Here is a 14,419-nt window from a genome sequence, read left to right as displayed (position 1 = left end):
GGTGCCCGCACACCGGTCGCCGTCGTCACTTGTTCTCGCCCCAGCAGTCCTCGCGTTCCTTGCACCAGACGGTCTCGGTCGCGTCGGGGCAGTCGTCGCGGCTGTCCCCGTTGTCGTCACCCGGGTTGTCGTCACCCGGGTTGTCGTCACCCGGGTTGTCGTCACCCGGGTTGTCGTCACCGGGGTTGTCGTTGCCCGGGTTGTCGTTGCCCGGGTTGTCATTGGCGGGCGGGGTGTTCCAGCCGTCACCGCCCCTGGAGTCGCAGTCGCCCAGCACGTCCGCGCGGAACACCTGCCTGTCGTCGACCCTGGCCGTCAGGTCACCGCGCACGCACCTGCCGTCGATCTCGCGGGACACCGTGCCGTAGATACGGATGGGCTGGCCCTCGATGGTCTCGCCCTTGCAGTCGACCTCCTGGACGCTGCTGTTGTAGCGCGGCGCGTCGTCGTCCTGGTACCTCGCCTGGCTGCCGTACCGGTCACCGCTCGAGTACCTGTCCGTGTTCTGGTACTCGTTGCCGTCTCGGTTCGGGTCGTTGACCCTGTCGTACGACGACTTGCAGGTCATCCACCGCACGTCGTGCCCCTGCCGCTCCAGCGCCTGGGTCGCGGTGTCCTCCGTCGTGTAGGCCACGGCGGCGCTGTTCATCCCGTTGGGTTCGCACGCGGTGACAGCCGCGACGGCGCCCACCCCAAGACCGATCCCCAGCAGCAGGCGACGCCCGCCCAAGCGGTGCCATTTATGCCTCAATGCCCCCATGCCCATGCAAAGCAGCCTGCCACCGCACCGCCTCCCGGCGACAGACAGCATGCGGACACGCTCGGCCCTCCCGTACGGCCTCCCGCGCCCCCGCCGCCTCTCCCCGCCCCACGGCGTGCCGCGGCAGAGCGGAAGACGGCCGGTCAGCCACGCGGCGGCGACCGCTCCGGGAAATCGACCGAATCGTCCTCAGGACATCAGGACCAGCGGCCGGTGCGGCCCAGCAGCAACGCGGCCGCCGCCGTTCCGGCCGTCGAGGTGCGCAGCACGCTGGGCCCGAGCCGGTAGGCGTCCGCTCCCGCCTCCGTGAACAGCCCCAACTCCTCCGGAGACACGCCCCCTTCGGGGCCGACGACCAGCACGATGTCACCCTCGGCGGGAAGTTCGGCGGTGGCGAGCGGGGCGTCGCCGCTCTCGTGCAGGACGGCCGCGAAGTCCGCCGCGGCGAGAAGTGCCGCGACCTGCTTGGTCGTTGCCGCGTCCGCCACCTCCGGGAAGCACACCCGGCGAGACTGCTTCCCGGCCTCCCGTGCCGTCGTGCGCCACTTGGCGAGCGCCTTCGCCCCGCGCTCGCCCTTCCACTGCGTGATGCAGCGGGAAGCGGCCCAGGGGACGATCGCGTCCACGCCGACCTCGGTCATCGTCTCGACGGCCAACTCGCCCCGGTCGCCCTTGGGCAGCGCCTGGACGACCGTGATGCGGGGCGCCGCCGGGGCCTCCTCCCAGAGGGAGTTCAGGTCCATGACGACGAGGCGGTCCTTGCCCTCGGCCGCCTTGACCACGCCCTCGATCCAGCGCCCGCGCCCGTCCGTGAGGACCACGTCCTCACCGGGCCGCAGCCGCTTCACGGACACCGCGTGCCGCCCCTCGGGGCCGTCGAGCACGAACTCCGGTCCCACGCCGTCCAGTCGGTCCACCACGAACACCGGTGCGGTCATCGGGCGCCTCCTTCCACAGTGCCGTCCGCCCACCCCGGCAGCGCTGCCGCCGCCGTGGTCAGCTCGGACATCAGTACCTCCACCAGCTGCCCGGCCGGCACCTCGCGCGCCAGCCGGTGGCCCTGCCCCGCCCACAGCGCCATGCCCTGCGCGTCACCGGCCCGGGCCGCGGCCTTGCGCAGCCCGGCGGTGAGGTGGTGGACCTGGGGGTAGGCGGCGGGGGCGTACGGGCCGTGCTCACGCAGGAAGCGGTTGACCAGACCACGGGCGGGGCGCCCGGAGAAGGCGCGCGTCAGCTCCGTACGGACGAACAAGGGATCGGTCAGCGCCTGCTTGTGGAGTGCGTGAGCGCCCGACTCCGGGGTGGCGAGGAACGCCGTGCCCAGCTGGACGGCGCTCGCCCCGGCGGCGAGGACCGCTGCGATCTGGCTGCCCCGCATCAGGCCGCCGGCCGCGACGACGGGCAACGCCACCGCCTCGCGGACCTGGGCGAGCAGGGCGAGCAGCCCGATGCCGGCACCGTCCCGCTCGGGGTCGTCGCGGTGGGTGCCCTGATGCCCGCCGGCCTCGACGCCCTGGACGATCACCGCATGGGCGCCGGACCGCTCCACGGCCCGCGCCTCGTCGGCCGTGGTGGCGGTGACCATGGTGTACGTGCCCTTGGCGGCCAGGGACCGGATCACTTCCGGGGACGGGCAGCCGAAGTGGAAGGAGACGACCGGAACCGGGTCGTCGAGGAGCACGGCGAGCTTGGCGTCGTAGCCGTCGTCGCGTCCGCCGTCCGGGTCGCCCAGCTCCGTCTCGTACCAGGCCGCCTCGCCCGCGAGCTGCTCGGCGTACACCTCGACGGCGGCCGGGTCGGCCTGGTCCGCGGGCTGGGGCAGGAAGAGGTTCACGCCGAAGGGACGGCCGGTGAGCGCCCGCAGCTGCTTGATCTCCTGGTACATGCCGTCGGCGGTCTTGTACCCGGCGGCGAGGAACCCGAGCCCGCCCGCCTCGGACACGGCGGCGGCCAGCTGCGGCACGGAGACACCGCCCGCCATGGGCGCCTGCACGATCGGGTACGGGAGCAGATCCCTCAGTGCCACAGCCATGACGGCATGGTGTCACGTCCCCCGGCCAGGTCCGAATCCGGCCTTCCGCCCGGCATACGGGCGGGCCCGTGCCGGGCGCGGGTCCACGACCGGCACCCGGCACGGCAAGGGCTCAGCGCCCGTTGAACGCGTCCTTCAGCCGCGAGAACAGGCCCTGCTGACCGGGCTGGAACTGCCCCATGGGCCGCTCCTCGCCGCGCAGCTTCGCCAGTTCGCGCAGCAGGCGTTCCTGCTCGGGGTCGAGCTTGGTCGGCGTCGTCACCTCGACGTGCACGATGAGGTCGCCGCGGCCGCCGCCCCGCAGATGGGTGACGCCGCGCCCGTGCAGCGGGATCGACTGGCCGGACTGGGTGCCCGGGCGGATGTCGACCTCCTCCAGGCCGTCGAGCGTCTCCAGCGGGACCTTCGTCCCGAGGGCCGCCGCGGTCATCGGGATGGTGACCGTGCAGTGCAGATCGTCGCCGCGCCGCTGGAACACCGGGTGCGGCAGCTCGTGGATCTCGACGTAGAGGTCGCCGGCGGGGCCGCCGCCGGGGCCGACCTCGCCCTCGCCCGCGAGCTGGATCCGGGTGCCGTTGTCGACACCGGCCGGGATCTTCACGGTGAGGGTGCGGCGGGACCGTACCCGGCCGTCGCCCGCGCACTCGGGGCACGGGTTCGGGACGACGGTGCCGAAGCCCTGGCACTGCGGGCAGGGGCGGGACGTCATGACCTGGCCCAGGAAGGACCGGGTGACCTGGGACACCTCACCGCGGCCGCGGCACATGTCACAGGTCTGCGCGGACGTGCCCGGGGCCGCGCCCTCGCCGTTGCACGTGGCGCAGACGGTCGCGGTGTCGACCTGGATGTCCTTGGTGGTGCCGAAGGCCGCCTCGTCGAGCTCGACCTCCAGACGGATCATCGCGTCCTGGCCGCGCCGGGTGCGCGAGCGCGGGCCGCGCTGGGACGCCGTACCGAAGAAGGCGTCCATGATGTCCGAGAAGTTGCCGAAGCCGCCGGCGCCGAAGCCGCCCGCGCCACCCGCGCCGCCCGACTGGGACAGCGGGTCGCCGCCGAGGTCGTAGACCTGCTTCTTCTGCGGGTCCGAGAGCACCTCGTAGGCGGCGTTGATCTCCTTGAACCGCTCCTGGGTCTTCGGATCGGGGTTGACGTCCGGGTGCAGCTCGCGCGCGAGCCTCCGGAACGCCTTCTTGATCTCGTCCTGGGACGCGTCGCGGCGCACGCCGAGCACGGCGTAGTAGTCCGTGGCCACTTACGACTCCGCCAGGATCTGTCCGACGTAACGTGCCACCGCTCGTACTGCTCCCATCGTTCCCGGATAGTCCATGCGGGTCGGTCCGACCACGCCGAGTTTTGCTACTGCCTCGCCGCCCGAACCGTAGCCCACCGAGACCACGGACGTGGAGTTGAGTCCCTCGTGCGCGTTCTCGTGACCGATGCGCACGGTCATGCCCGAATCCTTCGCCTCGCCCAGCAGTTTGAGGAGGACGACCTGCTCCTCCAGCGCCTCCAGCACCGGCCGGATGGTGAGAGGGAAGTCATGCCCGAAGCGGGTCAGATTGGCGGTGCCGCCGATCATCAGCCGCTCCTCGGTCTCCTCGACGAGTGTCTCCAGCAGAGTGGAGAGCACGGTCGAGACCGTACCGCGGTCCTCGGCCTCGAAGGCCTCCGGCAGATCCTGCACCAATGGGGGCACATCCGCGAAACGGCGGCCCGCGACCCGGCTGTTGAGGCGGGCGCGCAGATCCGCGAGAGACGTTTCTCCGAACGGCGCCGGGCAGTCGATCATCCGCTGCTCCACCCGGCCCGTGTCCGTGATCAGCACCAGCATCACGCGAGCGGGGGCCAGCGACAGCAGTTCCACGTGCCGCACGGTGGACCGCGTGAGCGACGGGTACTGGACGACGGCGACCTGCCGGGTGAGCTGCGCGAGCAGCCGTACGGTCCGGCCGACCACGTCGTCCAGGTCGACGGCGCCCTCCAGGAAGTTCTGGATCGCGCGGCGCTCGGGAGAGCTGAGCGGCTTGACGGCGGCGAGCTTGTCGACGAAGAGGCGGTAACCCTTGTCGGTGGGGATGCGCCCGGCACTGGTGTGCGGCTGGGCGATGTAACCCTCCTCCTCGAGCGCCGCCATGTCGTTGCGGACGGTGGCCGGGGAGACACCGAGCCTGTGCCGCTCGGTGAGGGCCTTGGAGCCCACCGGCTCCTCGGTGCCGACGTAGTCCTGGACGATGGCGCGCAGCACTTCCAGCCTGCGTTCACTGAGCATCGCGCACACCTCCAGATCGTCCGTCCCGCGGCTCTTCCTCCTTGGCACTCACCCCGGGTGAGTGCCAGCGTTCCCCAGTGTACGGCGGTCGGGTACGACCCCGGCAAGGGCGGCCGCGCGATGTCGTGCCGACGTGTACCGACGTGTCCCGCCATGTCGTACCGCCGATGTCACGCACGCCTGCCGTTAGCGTCGGCGTATGACGGTCGCTTGGGAAGAGGCGGGGTGGGAGGAAGTCACCCCGCGCGTGGGACGCCGCAGACTTCCGGTCTGGGACTGCACGGCCGGACTGGTCGTGGGGGACGGTGCCGTCCTCCTGATCGACGCGGGTTCGAGCCTGCGGGAGGGCGCGCTGTTGCGCGAGGAGGCGCGGCGGCTGCTCGGTGACGACCGCCGTGTGACGCATCTCGCGCTGACCCATTCGCACTTCGACCACGTCTTCGGTGCGGCGGCCTTCGCCGAGGCCGAGGCCGAGGTGCTCGGCGCGGCGGGCCTGGACGTGGTCCTCTTCGCCGGGGGCGAGGAACTCCGCGCCGACGCGGTGCGCAACGGCCTGGACGAGCGCGAGGCGGCCGAGGCCGCCGCCCTGCTCTGCCGTCCCCTGCACCTGATCTCCGGGGAGCGGACGCTGGACCTGGGCGGCGGGCTGCGGGTGCTGCTGGCGAACGTGGGTCCGGGCCACACCGCCCACGACCTCGCCGTCCTCGTGCCCGGAGAACCCGGAGAACCCGGCGAACCCGGTGAGCCCGCGGTGGTGTTCTGTGGCGACCTGGTCGAGGAGTCCGGCGAACCCCAGGCGGGCCCGGACGCCGTCCCCGCGCGCTGGCCGGCCGCGCTGGACCGGCTGCTGGCGCTGGGCGGGGAGGAGGCGCGGTACGTGCCCGGGCACGGAGCGGTGGTGGACGCGGGGTTCGTACGGGCGCAGCGGGACGCACTGGCGGCCCGCTTCGGCGTGTCGTAGCCGGTCGGGCGCCACAGGGGGCGCTCTTTCTCCTATCGTCACTCGAATGCGCCAGTACTCCACCGACCTGACCCCGCCGTGGAAGAAGTCACAGCCCGCTCCCGAGGTACCGGCGGAGCCGGGGCTCGTGGTCGAGGAGCCCGGAACCGGTTTCTGCGGCGCGGTGATCCGCTGCGAGGCGGGCACGGTCACGCTGGAGGACCGCTTCGGCAAGCACCGGGTGTTCCCGCTGCAGCCGCGCGGGTTCCTGCTGGAGGGGCGGGTGGTGACCCTCGTGCGCCCCTCCGCCGCCCCGGTCCGCCCCTCGCGTACGGCATCCGGCTCCGTCGCGGTCCCGGGCGCCCGCGCGCGTGTGGCCCGTGCCGGGCGCATCTACGTGGAGGGCCGCCACGACGCCGAGCTGGTCGAGAAGGTATGGGGCGACGACCTGCGCATCGAGGGCGTCGTCGTCGAGTACCTGGAGGGCGTCGACGACCTGCCGTCGATCGTCGCCGACTTCGCGCCCGGCCCGGACGCGCGCCTCGGCGTGCTGGTCGACCACCTGGTCCCCGGCAGCAAGGAGTCCCGTATCGCCGAGTCGGTGACCAGCGAGTACGCCCTCGTGGTGGGCCACCCGTACATCGACGTCTGGGAGGCGGTGAAGCCGTCGTCCATGGGGATCGAGGCGTGGCCCCGCGTCCCGCGCGGCCAGGACTGGAAGGCGGGCGTGTGCCGGGCGCTGGGCTGGCCGGAGAACACGGGCGCGGCCTGGCAGCGCATCCTCGGCGCGGTGCGGAGCTACAAGGACCTGGAGCCCGCGCTCCTGGGCCGCGTCGAGGAGCTGATCGATTTCGTCACGGCTCCGGAGGCATGACGACGGGACCGGCCCGGGAACGGGAACGTTCCGCGGGCCTCAGTCCACCAGGTCCCTGACCACCGCGTCCGCCAGCAGCCGCCCTCGCAGGGTCAGCACGGCCCGCCCCTCCTCGTACGGCCCGGGCTCCAGCAAGCCGTCCGCGAGGGCCCGCCGGGACGCGGCCAGCCCCTCCTCGCGCAGGAGCGACAGCGGGCACCCGTCGCGCAGCCGCAGCTCCAGCAGGATCCGCTCCACCCGGCGGTCCTCGTCGGACAGCAGCTCGCGCCCGGCGCCCGGGGACTTCCCGGCCGCCAGCGCCGCCGCGTACGCGCCCGGGTGCTTCACGTTCCACCAGCGCACCCCGCCCACGTGGCTGTGGGCGCCGGGGCCGGCGCCCCACCAGTCGGCACCGCGCCAGTACAGCTCGTTGTGGAGGCAGCGGCCCGCCTCGGTGGTGGCCCAGTTGGAGACCTCGTACCAGTGGTAGCCGGCCGCCGCGAGCACCTCGTCGGCGATCAGATAGCGGTCCGCGTGGACGTCGTCGTCGGTCATCGGGACCTCGCCCCGGCGGATCCGGCGGGCGAGCTGCGTGCCCTCCTCGACGATCAGCGCGTACGCCGACACATGGTCCGGTCCCGCCCCGATCGCGGCGTCCAGCGAGGCCCGCCAGTCGTCGTCGGACTCGCCGGGGGTCCCGTAGATCAGGTCCAGGTTGACGTGCTCGAAGCCGGCCGCACGTGCCTCGGCGACGCAGGCCTCGGGGCGGCCGGGGGTGTGCGTGCGGTCGAGGACCTGGAGCACGTGGCGGCGGGCGCTCTGCATGCCGAACGAGATCCGGTTGAAGCCGCCCTCGCGGAGGGTGGCCAGATACGCCGGGTCCACCGACTCCGGGTTCGCCTCCGTGGTCACCTCGGCGTCGGCCGCGAGCCCGAACTCGTCCCGGACCGCCCCCAGCATCCGTACGAGGTCGTCCGCGGCGAGGAGCGTCGGCGTGCCGCCGCCGACGAAGACCGTGCGCACCGGGCGCGGGTCGTCGCCGAGGACCTTGCGGGCCAGCCGGACCTCCTCGACCAGGGTCTCCGCATAGTTGTCCCGCGAGGCGAGGACACCGCCGGTGCCGCGCAGCTCGGTGGCCGTGTAGGTGTTGAAGTCGCAGTAGCCGCAGCGGGTCGCGCAGTACGGGACGTGCAGGTAGAACCCGAGGGGCCGCTCAGCGGCACCGGCGAGGGCGTGCGCGGGCAGCGACCCGTCGTCGGGGACGGGCTCACCGTCGGGGAGTGCGGAAGGCATGCGTTCCATTGTCCCGTACACGGGCGGGAACGAAGACGGGCGCCCTACTCCGCCCGCAGCACCAGCAGCGCCAGGTCGTCCTCCGGCAGCCCCTCGCCGAACTCGTGCACCAGCCTCCTGACCCGCTCGGCGACGAGGTCCGCGCTGAGCCCGGCGCAGCCGGACAGGGCCGCCGCCAGCCCGTCCCCGTCGTCGAACATCTGCGCTCCGGAGCGGCGCTCGGTCACCCCGTCGGTCACGCACAGCAATGTGTCGCCGGAGTGCAGCTCGAAGCTCTCCGAGGTGTACGCGTTGTCCTCGATCACGCCGAGCAGGGTCTGCGGCTCGGCGGCGGTGCGGACGCCGCCGTCGGGGCCGAGGAGCAGCGGCAGGGGGTGGCCCGCGGAGGCGAGGGTGCAGCGGACTCCGCCGGCGAAGGGCACCAGCTCGCCGTAGAGCAGGGACAGGAAGCGGTTCTGCGGGCCCTCGTCGGCGCCGAGGACCGTACCGCCGGCCTTGACCAGGGCCCGCGCGGCCGCGTCCGCCGTCTCGGTCGCGTCGTCGAGGAGCAGCTGGTTGAGGCGGTCCAGGACCTCGCCGACCTGGTAGCCCTCGCGGGCGAGCAGCCGCAGCCAGGGCCGGGCGAGCCCGATGACGACGGCGGCCTCGGGCCCCTTGCCCTGGACGTCGCCGAGGGCGAAGCACCAGCGTCCGTCGCCCGCCGGGAACAGGTCGTAGAAGTCGCCGCTGGGGCCGCCCTGGTCGCAGGGCTCGTAGACGAGCGCGCTGTGCATGCCGGGGATCTCCGCGACCGCGCCGGGGAGCAGGCCCCGCTGGAGGACCCGGCTGATGGTGGCCTGCCGGGCGTACTGGCGGGCGGCGCCGATGGCGAGGGCCACCCGGCGGCTGAGGTCCTCGACGAGTCCGGTGACCTCGTCGGGGAACCGGGGGACGCCGGCCCGCCCGATGACCAGGGTGCCGAGCGGCCGGCCGCCCGCGATCAGCCGGTACGCGAACGCGGCCCCGGTGGCGTCCCGCTCGCTCAGGGCGCCGGCCGGCCAGGGCACGGGCACCGCGCGCGAGCGCACCGAGTCGGGCAGCCGCGGCGGGTCCTTCTCCAGCGCCCGGCGGAGCTGCTCGATGCGGTTCTCGCTGATGTGCCACACGCGCGCGAGCCGCGGTCCGCTGACGCTGACGCCCTCGGTGCCGCGCCAGCCCATGGCCTCGTCCTCGAGCCATACCGCGCACCAGTCGGCCAGCCGCGGGACCAGCAGCTGCCCGGTGAGCGCGGCGACCAGGTCCTCGTCGAGCTGCCCGGCGAGCAGGTCGGAGGCCTCCGCGAGGAAGGACAGGGCGCCGTGGTTGAGCCATCCCTGGTCCCGTTCCACGTTCCGTCCGGGCCACGGGGTGGGCATCTCGGTGAGGCCCTGCCCGTGGTCCGGGTGCGCGTCGCCGTACGCGTCGGTGCGCTCCTCGTCGGTCGGGGCCCGGTCGACCGGCAGCCGCGCCCAGACGGTCTTCACGCCGGTGCGGTAGGTGATGCCCCAGGCGTCGGAGAGCGCGGACACCAGCCGCAGTCCGCGCCCGTACTCCGCCCCGCCCTGCGGGCGGTCGTACGGCCGGAGGGCGCCCTCGTCCCGTACGGGGCGCGCGGGGTGGTGGTCGGAGACCTCGACGACGATCCCGGCGGGGGCGTCGGCGCAGTGTCCCGCTGGCTCCAGGCGGCACAGCAGCTCCACGTCCGTACCGGCGTGCACGATGGCGTTGGTGACCAGTTCGCTGACGACGACGAAGGTGTCGTGGACCAGGTTCTCACCGAGGGAGTCGGCGCCGGGCAGGCCGAGCCGCCTCCATTCGGCGACGCAGGCACGGGCGAAGCGGCGTGCGGCACCTGCCGCGAGTGGTCCTCCGGAGAGCAGCACATGTGCTTCCGCGCGTGTGTCCGCATCCTGCCGCGCAGGCGTATCAGGAGCACGGGACATCATGTCCCGTTGCGTCGGAATGGCCCCCACTGTACGGCTCCCTGAGCAGTTCGGACGAATAAGCCTCGGGTGGCACGGACAGAGTGACAGACTGGCCAGGCCCATATGCGCCGAGTTACCGAAGTGGGCCACCATGAGTGAGAACACTGCTACGCGCATGCTCGAAGACGGTCACAAAGACGAATGGATTCGGGCATCCGACCTTCGTCCCCTGCTCGCGGCAATGATCGCCGCCCGGGACGGCGACTACCGGAAGGCCCCGGAGACGGGACACGGGATACCGGCCGAACTCACCGCCGTCTTCAACCAGATCATGGATCGCACCACCCACTTCACCAGTGAAGTTCAGCGTGTCCGACGGGAGTTGGTGCGCTACGGCCGGCTCGACGAGCGGCTGTCGGCGAGCCCGGGGCAGGGCAGCTGGGCCTCCCGCGTCGACGATGTGAACCAGCTCCTGGACGCCCTGGCGGCCCCGGCGGCGAACGCCACGCGCGTGCTGGACGCCGTGGCCGGCGGCGACCTCACCCAGCGGGTCGACCTGCACGACGGCAACCGGCAGCTCCGCGGTGACCTGCGCCGGCTGGGCCGGGCCGTCAACAAGATGGTCGACCAGCTGTCCCTCTTCACGGGGGAGGTGACCCGGGTCGCGCGCGAGGTCGGCACCGAGGGACGGCTCGGCGGGCGCGCCAAGGTGCAGGGGCTGTCCGGCAGTTGGCGAAACGTGACCGAGGCGGTCAACACGATGGCGTCCCGGCTGACCGCGCAGGTGCGGGACATCGCCCTGGTGACCACGTCGGTGGCGCGCGGCGATCTGACCCGTACGGTGACCGTGGAGGCGACCGGTGAGCTGCTGGAGCTGAAGCTCACCGTGAACACGATGGTCGCGCAGCTCTCCGCCTTCGCCGACGAGGTCACCCGCGTCGCCCGCGAGGTCGGCACCGAGGGCCAGCTGGGCGGCCGGGCCCAGGTGCCGGGTGTGTCGGGCGTCTGGAAGGACCTCACCGACAACGTCAACTTCATGGCGTCGAACCTCACTTCGCAGGTCCGCAACATCGCCCAGGTCACCACGGCCGTGGCCAACGGCGACCTCAGCCAGAAGATCACGGTGGACGCGCAGGGCGAGATCCTGGAGCTGAAGTCGACCATCAACACCATGGTCGACCAGCTCTCCGCCTTCGCCGACGAGGTCACCCGCGTCGCCCGCGAGGTCGGCACCGAGGGCAACCTCGGCGGCCGGGCCCAGGTGCGGGGCGTGTCGGGCGTCTGGAAGGACCTCACCGACAACGTCAACTTCATGGCGGACAACCTCACCTCACAGGTGCGGAACATCGCGCTGGTGTCGACGGCCGTCGCCCAGGGCGATCTGGGCAAGAAGATCACGGTCGAGGCGAAGGGCGAGATCCTGGAGCTGAAGTCGACCATCAACACCATGGTCGACCAGCTCTCCGCCTTCGCCGACGAGGTCACCCGCGTCGCCCGCGAGGTCGGCACCGAGGGCAACCTCGGCGGTCAGGCGCAGGTGCGGGGCGTGTCCGGGGTGTGGAAGGACCTCACCGACAACGTCAACTTCATGGCGCTGAACCTGACGTCCCAGGTCCGCAACATCGCCCAGGTCACCACGGCGGTCGCGAACGGCGACCTGTCGAAGAAGATCACGGTGTCCGCGCGGGGCGAGATCCTGGAACTCAAGGACACCGTCAACACCATGGTGGAACAGCTGCGCGCCTTCGCCGACGAGGTGACGAGGGTGGCCCGCGAGGTCGGCACCGACGGGCGCCTCGGCGGCCGGGCCCAGGTGCAGGGCGTGTCCGGGGTGTGGCGGGACCTGACCGACAACGTCAACTACATGGCCGACAACCTCACCTCACAGGTGCGGAACATCGCCCAGGTCGCCACGGCGGTGGCCCAGGGAGACCTGTCCAAGAAGATCGACGTGGACGCGCGCGGCGAGATCCTGGAGCTGAAGACGACCATCAACACGATGGTGGACACGCTCTCCTCGTTCTCCTCCGAGGTCACGCGCGTGGCCCGGGAGGTCGGTTCGGAGGGGCAGCTCGGCGGCCAGGCCCGGGTCGAGGCCGTGTACGGCACCTGGAAGCGCCTGACGACCAGCGTGAACGAGCTGGCGTCCAATCTGACCACCCAGGTCCGTGCCATCGCCGAGGTGGCGTCGGCCGTGGCCCAGGGCGACATGTCGCGCTCGATCACGGTGGAGACGCGCGGCGAGGTCGCCGAGCTGAAGGACAACATCAACCTGATGGTGGCCAACCTGCGCGAGACCACCCGGGCGAAGGACTGGCTGGAGTCGAACCTGGCCCGGCTCGCGTCCCTGATGCAGGGCCACCGGGATCTGATGGAGGTCGCCGACCTGATCCTGCGCGAGCTGACGCCGCTGGTGAACGCGCAGTACGGAGCCTTCTACCTGGCGGATCCTGACCAGGACCGCGCGGCGCTGCGCACGGCCGCGTACCAGGAGGGGCTCAAGGGTCTCGCCTTCATCGCCGGGTACGGCGCGGCCCAGGGCGCGACCGTGGAGACCGGCGGGCTGCCGGTGCACGGGCTGGTGGCGCAGGCGGCCCGCGAGAAGAAGCGGATCCTCGTGGAGGAGGCGCCGCCGGACTATATGAAGATCAGCAGCGGGCTGGGCGAGGCGGCCCCGTCCACCATTGTGATCATTCCGATCATCTTCGAGGACAAGCTCCTCGGCGTGGTCGAGCTCGCCTCGTTCTCCCGCTTCTCGGATGTCCACCTGGCGTTCTTCGACCAGTTCGTGAACACCATCGGCGTCGCCATCAACACGATCATCGCCAACTCCCGTACGGAGGCGCTCCTCGGCGAGTCGCAGCGGCTGGCCATGCAGCTCCAGGACCGCTCGGACGAACTGCAGAAGCAGCAGGGCGAGTTGCAGCGCTCGAACGCCGAACTGGAGGAGAAGGCGGCCCTGCTGGCGACGTCCTCCCAGTACAAGTCCGAGTTCCTGGCGAACATGTCGCACGAGCTGCGCACCCCGCTGAACTCGCTGCTCATCCTGGCCCGGCTGCTCTCCGACAATCCGGACGGCCATCTCTCCGAGCAGGAGGTGCAGTTCGCGGCCACGATCCACCGTTCGGGCTCGGACCTGCTCCAGCTGATCAACGACATCCTCGACCTGTCGAAGATCGAGGCGGGCCGGATGGACGTACGCCCGAAGCGGCTGCCGCTGATCAAGCTGCTGGACTACGTCCACGCCACGTTTCGCCCGCTGACCCTCGACCGCGGCCTCGCCCTGGAGGTGTCGGTCGGCGAGGACGTGCCGCGCGAGATGTACTCGGACGAGCAGCGCCTCCAGCAGATCCTGCGCAACCTCCTCTCCAACGCGATCAAGTTCACCGCGAACGGCAAGGTCGAGCTGCGGGTCTGCCGGGTCGAGGACCCCACGAACCAGTACACCCGCGACGACACCGACGAGGTGATCGCCTTCGCGGTCTCCGACACCGGCATCGGTATCGCACCCGAGAAGCTCCCCGTCATCTTCGAGGCGTTCCAGCAGGCCGACGGCACGACGAACCGCAAGTACGGCGGCACCGGGCTCGGGCTGTCCATCAGCCGGGAGATCGCCGGGCTGCTGGGGGGCCGCATCGTGGCCGAGAGCGTCCCCGGCGTGGGCTCGACGTTCACTCTGTACGTCCCGGTCGTCAGCCCGGGGCACCAGGTCGCCGGGGCCGCCTCCACCGAGCGGGGCTTCCCCGTGCCCGAACAGCCGGCGGCCGAACCGTACACCGGGCACGAGGCGGACGAGAGCTGGCCGACGCCCACGAAGCTGGAGGCCTGGAGGTCGGGCCGGGCGGGGCGGGTGCTGCCGGGCCGGCGGGTGCTGATCGTCGACGACGACATCCGCAATGTCTTCGCGCTCACCCATGTGCTGGGCCGGGTCGGCATGCCCGTCCTGTACGCGGAGAACGGCCGCGAGGGCATAGAGACCCTGGAACGCACGCCGGACGTCGAGATCGTGCTGATGGACATCATGATGCCGGAGATGGACGGCTACGAGACGATCGCCGCCATCCGCCGCACCCCGCGCTGGGCGGGCCTGCCCATCGTCGCGCTGACCGCGAAGGCGATGCCGGGCGACCGCGAGAAGTCGATAGCACGGGGCGCCAACGACTACGTACCGAAACCAGTGGACGTCGACCAGCTGCTCACGGTCGTCTGCGCGCTCCTGGACCCGGAGGGCGAGGACGGCGACGAGCCGGACGGCTGCCCCGAGGCGGTCTCCGGCACGGGCATGGCGGAGCAGGCGGCGGCCCCCGCCGACGACTGAGTGAGGCAGTC

10 protein-coding genes are annotated in these 14,419 nt (G+C 71.9%); 3 read left to right on the top strand and 7 right to left on the bottom strand.

From position 1 onward, the window contains the following. Positions 1-25: 25 nt before the first annotated feature. The 5 genes from IE242_RS37835 to hrcA form a co-directional block, all read right to left on the bottom strand. Positions 26-649, bottom strand: a complete 624-nt coding sequence (locus IE242_RS37835) for a hypothetical protein (protein WP_229859216.1) — start codon at positions 647-649, stop codon at positions 26-28. Between the two features lie 308 nt (positions 650-957). Continuing rightward, a complete protein-coding gene (locus IE242_RS21360) occupies positions 958-1,698 on the bottom strand; it encodes a 16S rRNA (uracil(1498)-N(3))-methyltransferase (RefSeq protein ID WP_189861654.1) in 741 nt (246 codons plus the stop codon). Next, positions 1,695-2,792: a nitronate monooxygenase gene (locus tag IE242_RS21355; protein WP_189861653.1), complete on the bottom strand. Its 1,098-nt coding sequence runs from the start codon at positions 2,790-2,792 to the stop codon at positions 1,695-1,697. Before IE242_RS21355 ends, IE242_RS21360 begins: the two co-directional genes overlap by 4 nt. Before the next feature lie 112 nt (positions 2,793-2,904). Beyond that, positions 2,905-4,044 (bottom strand): molecular chaperone DnaJ, encoded by a 1,140-nt coding sequence (gene dnaJ, locus IE242_RS21350; protein WP_189861651.1) that lies wholly within the window; start codon positions 4,042-4,044, stop codon positions 2,905-2,907. Further along, positions 4,045-5,061 carry a heat-inducible transcriptional repressor HrcA gene (gene hrcA, locus IE242_RS21345; protein WP_189861649.1) on the bottom strand — a complete coding sequence of 339 codons (1,017 nt, stop codon included), beginning with the start codon at positions 5,059-5,061 and terminating at the stop codon, positions 4,045-4,047. It abuts the gene before it with no gap. 199 nt (positions 5,062-5,260) lie between these two features. Here hrcA and IE242_RS21340 point away from each other — a divergent pair, with 199 nt between their 5' ends. Both IE242_RS21340 and IE242_RS21335 read left to right on the top strand, forming a co-directional pair. Further along, positions 5,261-6,022 (top strand): MBL fold metallo-hydrolase, encoded by a 762-nt coding sequence (locus IE242_RS21340; protein WP_189861647.1) that lies wholly within the window; start codon positions 5,261-5,263, stop codon positions 6,020-6,022. 46 nt (positions 6,023-6,068) lie between these two features. Further along, positions 6,069-6,875 carry a DUF3097 domain-containing protein gene (locus tag IE242_RS21335; RefSeq protein WP_189861645.1) on the top strand — a complete coding sequence of 269 codons (807 nt, stop codon included), beginning with the start codon at positions 6,069-6,071 and terminating at the stop codon, positions 6,873-6,875. A gap of 39 nt (positions 6,876-6,914) precedes the next feature. Here IE242_RS21335 and hemW read toward each other — a convergent pair whose 3' ends face one another. Both hemW and IE242_RS21325 read right to left on the bottom strand, forming a co-directional pair. Next, positions 6,915-8,147 (bottom strand): radical SAM family heme chaperone HemW, encoded by a 1,233-nt coding sequence (gene hemW / locus IE242_RS21330; protein ID WP_189861643.1) that lies wholly within the window; start codon positions 8,145-8,147, stop codon positions 6,915-6,917. A gap of 44 nt (positions 8,148-8,191) precedes the next feature. Beyond that, positions 8,192-10,138, bottom strand: coding sequence for a SpoIIE family protein phosphatase (locus tag IE242_RS21325; RefSeq protein WP_229859213.1), 1,947 nt, complete (start codon positions 10,136-10,138; stop codon positions 8,192-8,194). A 193-nt stretch (positions 10,139-10,331) separates the two neighbouring features. On the opposite strand from IE242_RS21325, the gene IE242_RS21320 reads away from it, so the two are divergent. After that, a complete protein-coding gene (locus IE242_RS21320; protein ID WP_373878044.1) occupies positions 10,332-14,408 on the top strand; it encodes a HAMP domain-containing protein in 4,077 nt (1,358 codons plus the stop codon). The last annotated feature ends 11 nt before the right edge of the window (positions 14,409-14,419 follow it).

This window comes from Streptomyces poonensis (genome assembly GCF_014650915.1).
Classification (GTDB): Bacteria; Actinomycetota; Actinomycetes; order Streptomycetales; family Streptomycetaceae; genus Streptomyces; species Streptomyces poonensis.
The sequence above is the reverse complement of the archived record's forward strand: the minus strand, read 5'-3'. Positions and strand labels throughout refer to the sequence as shown.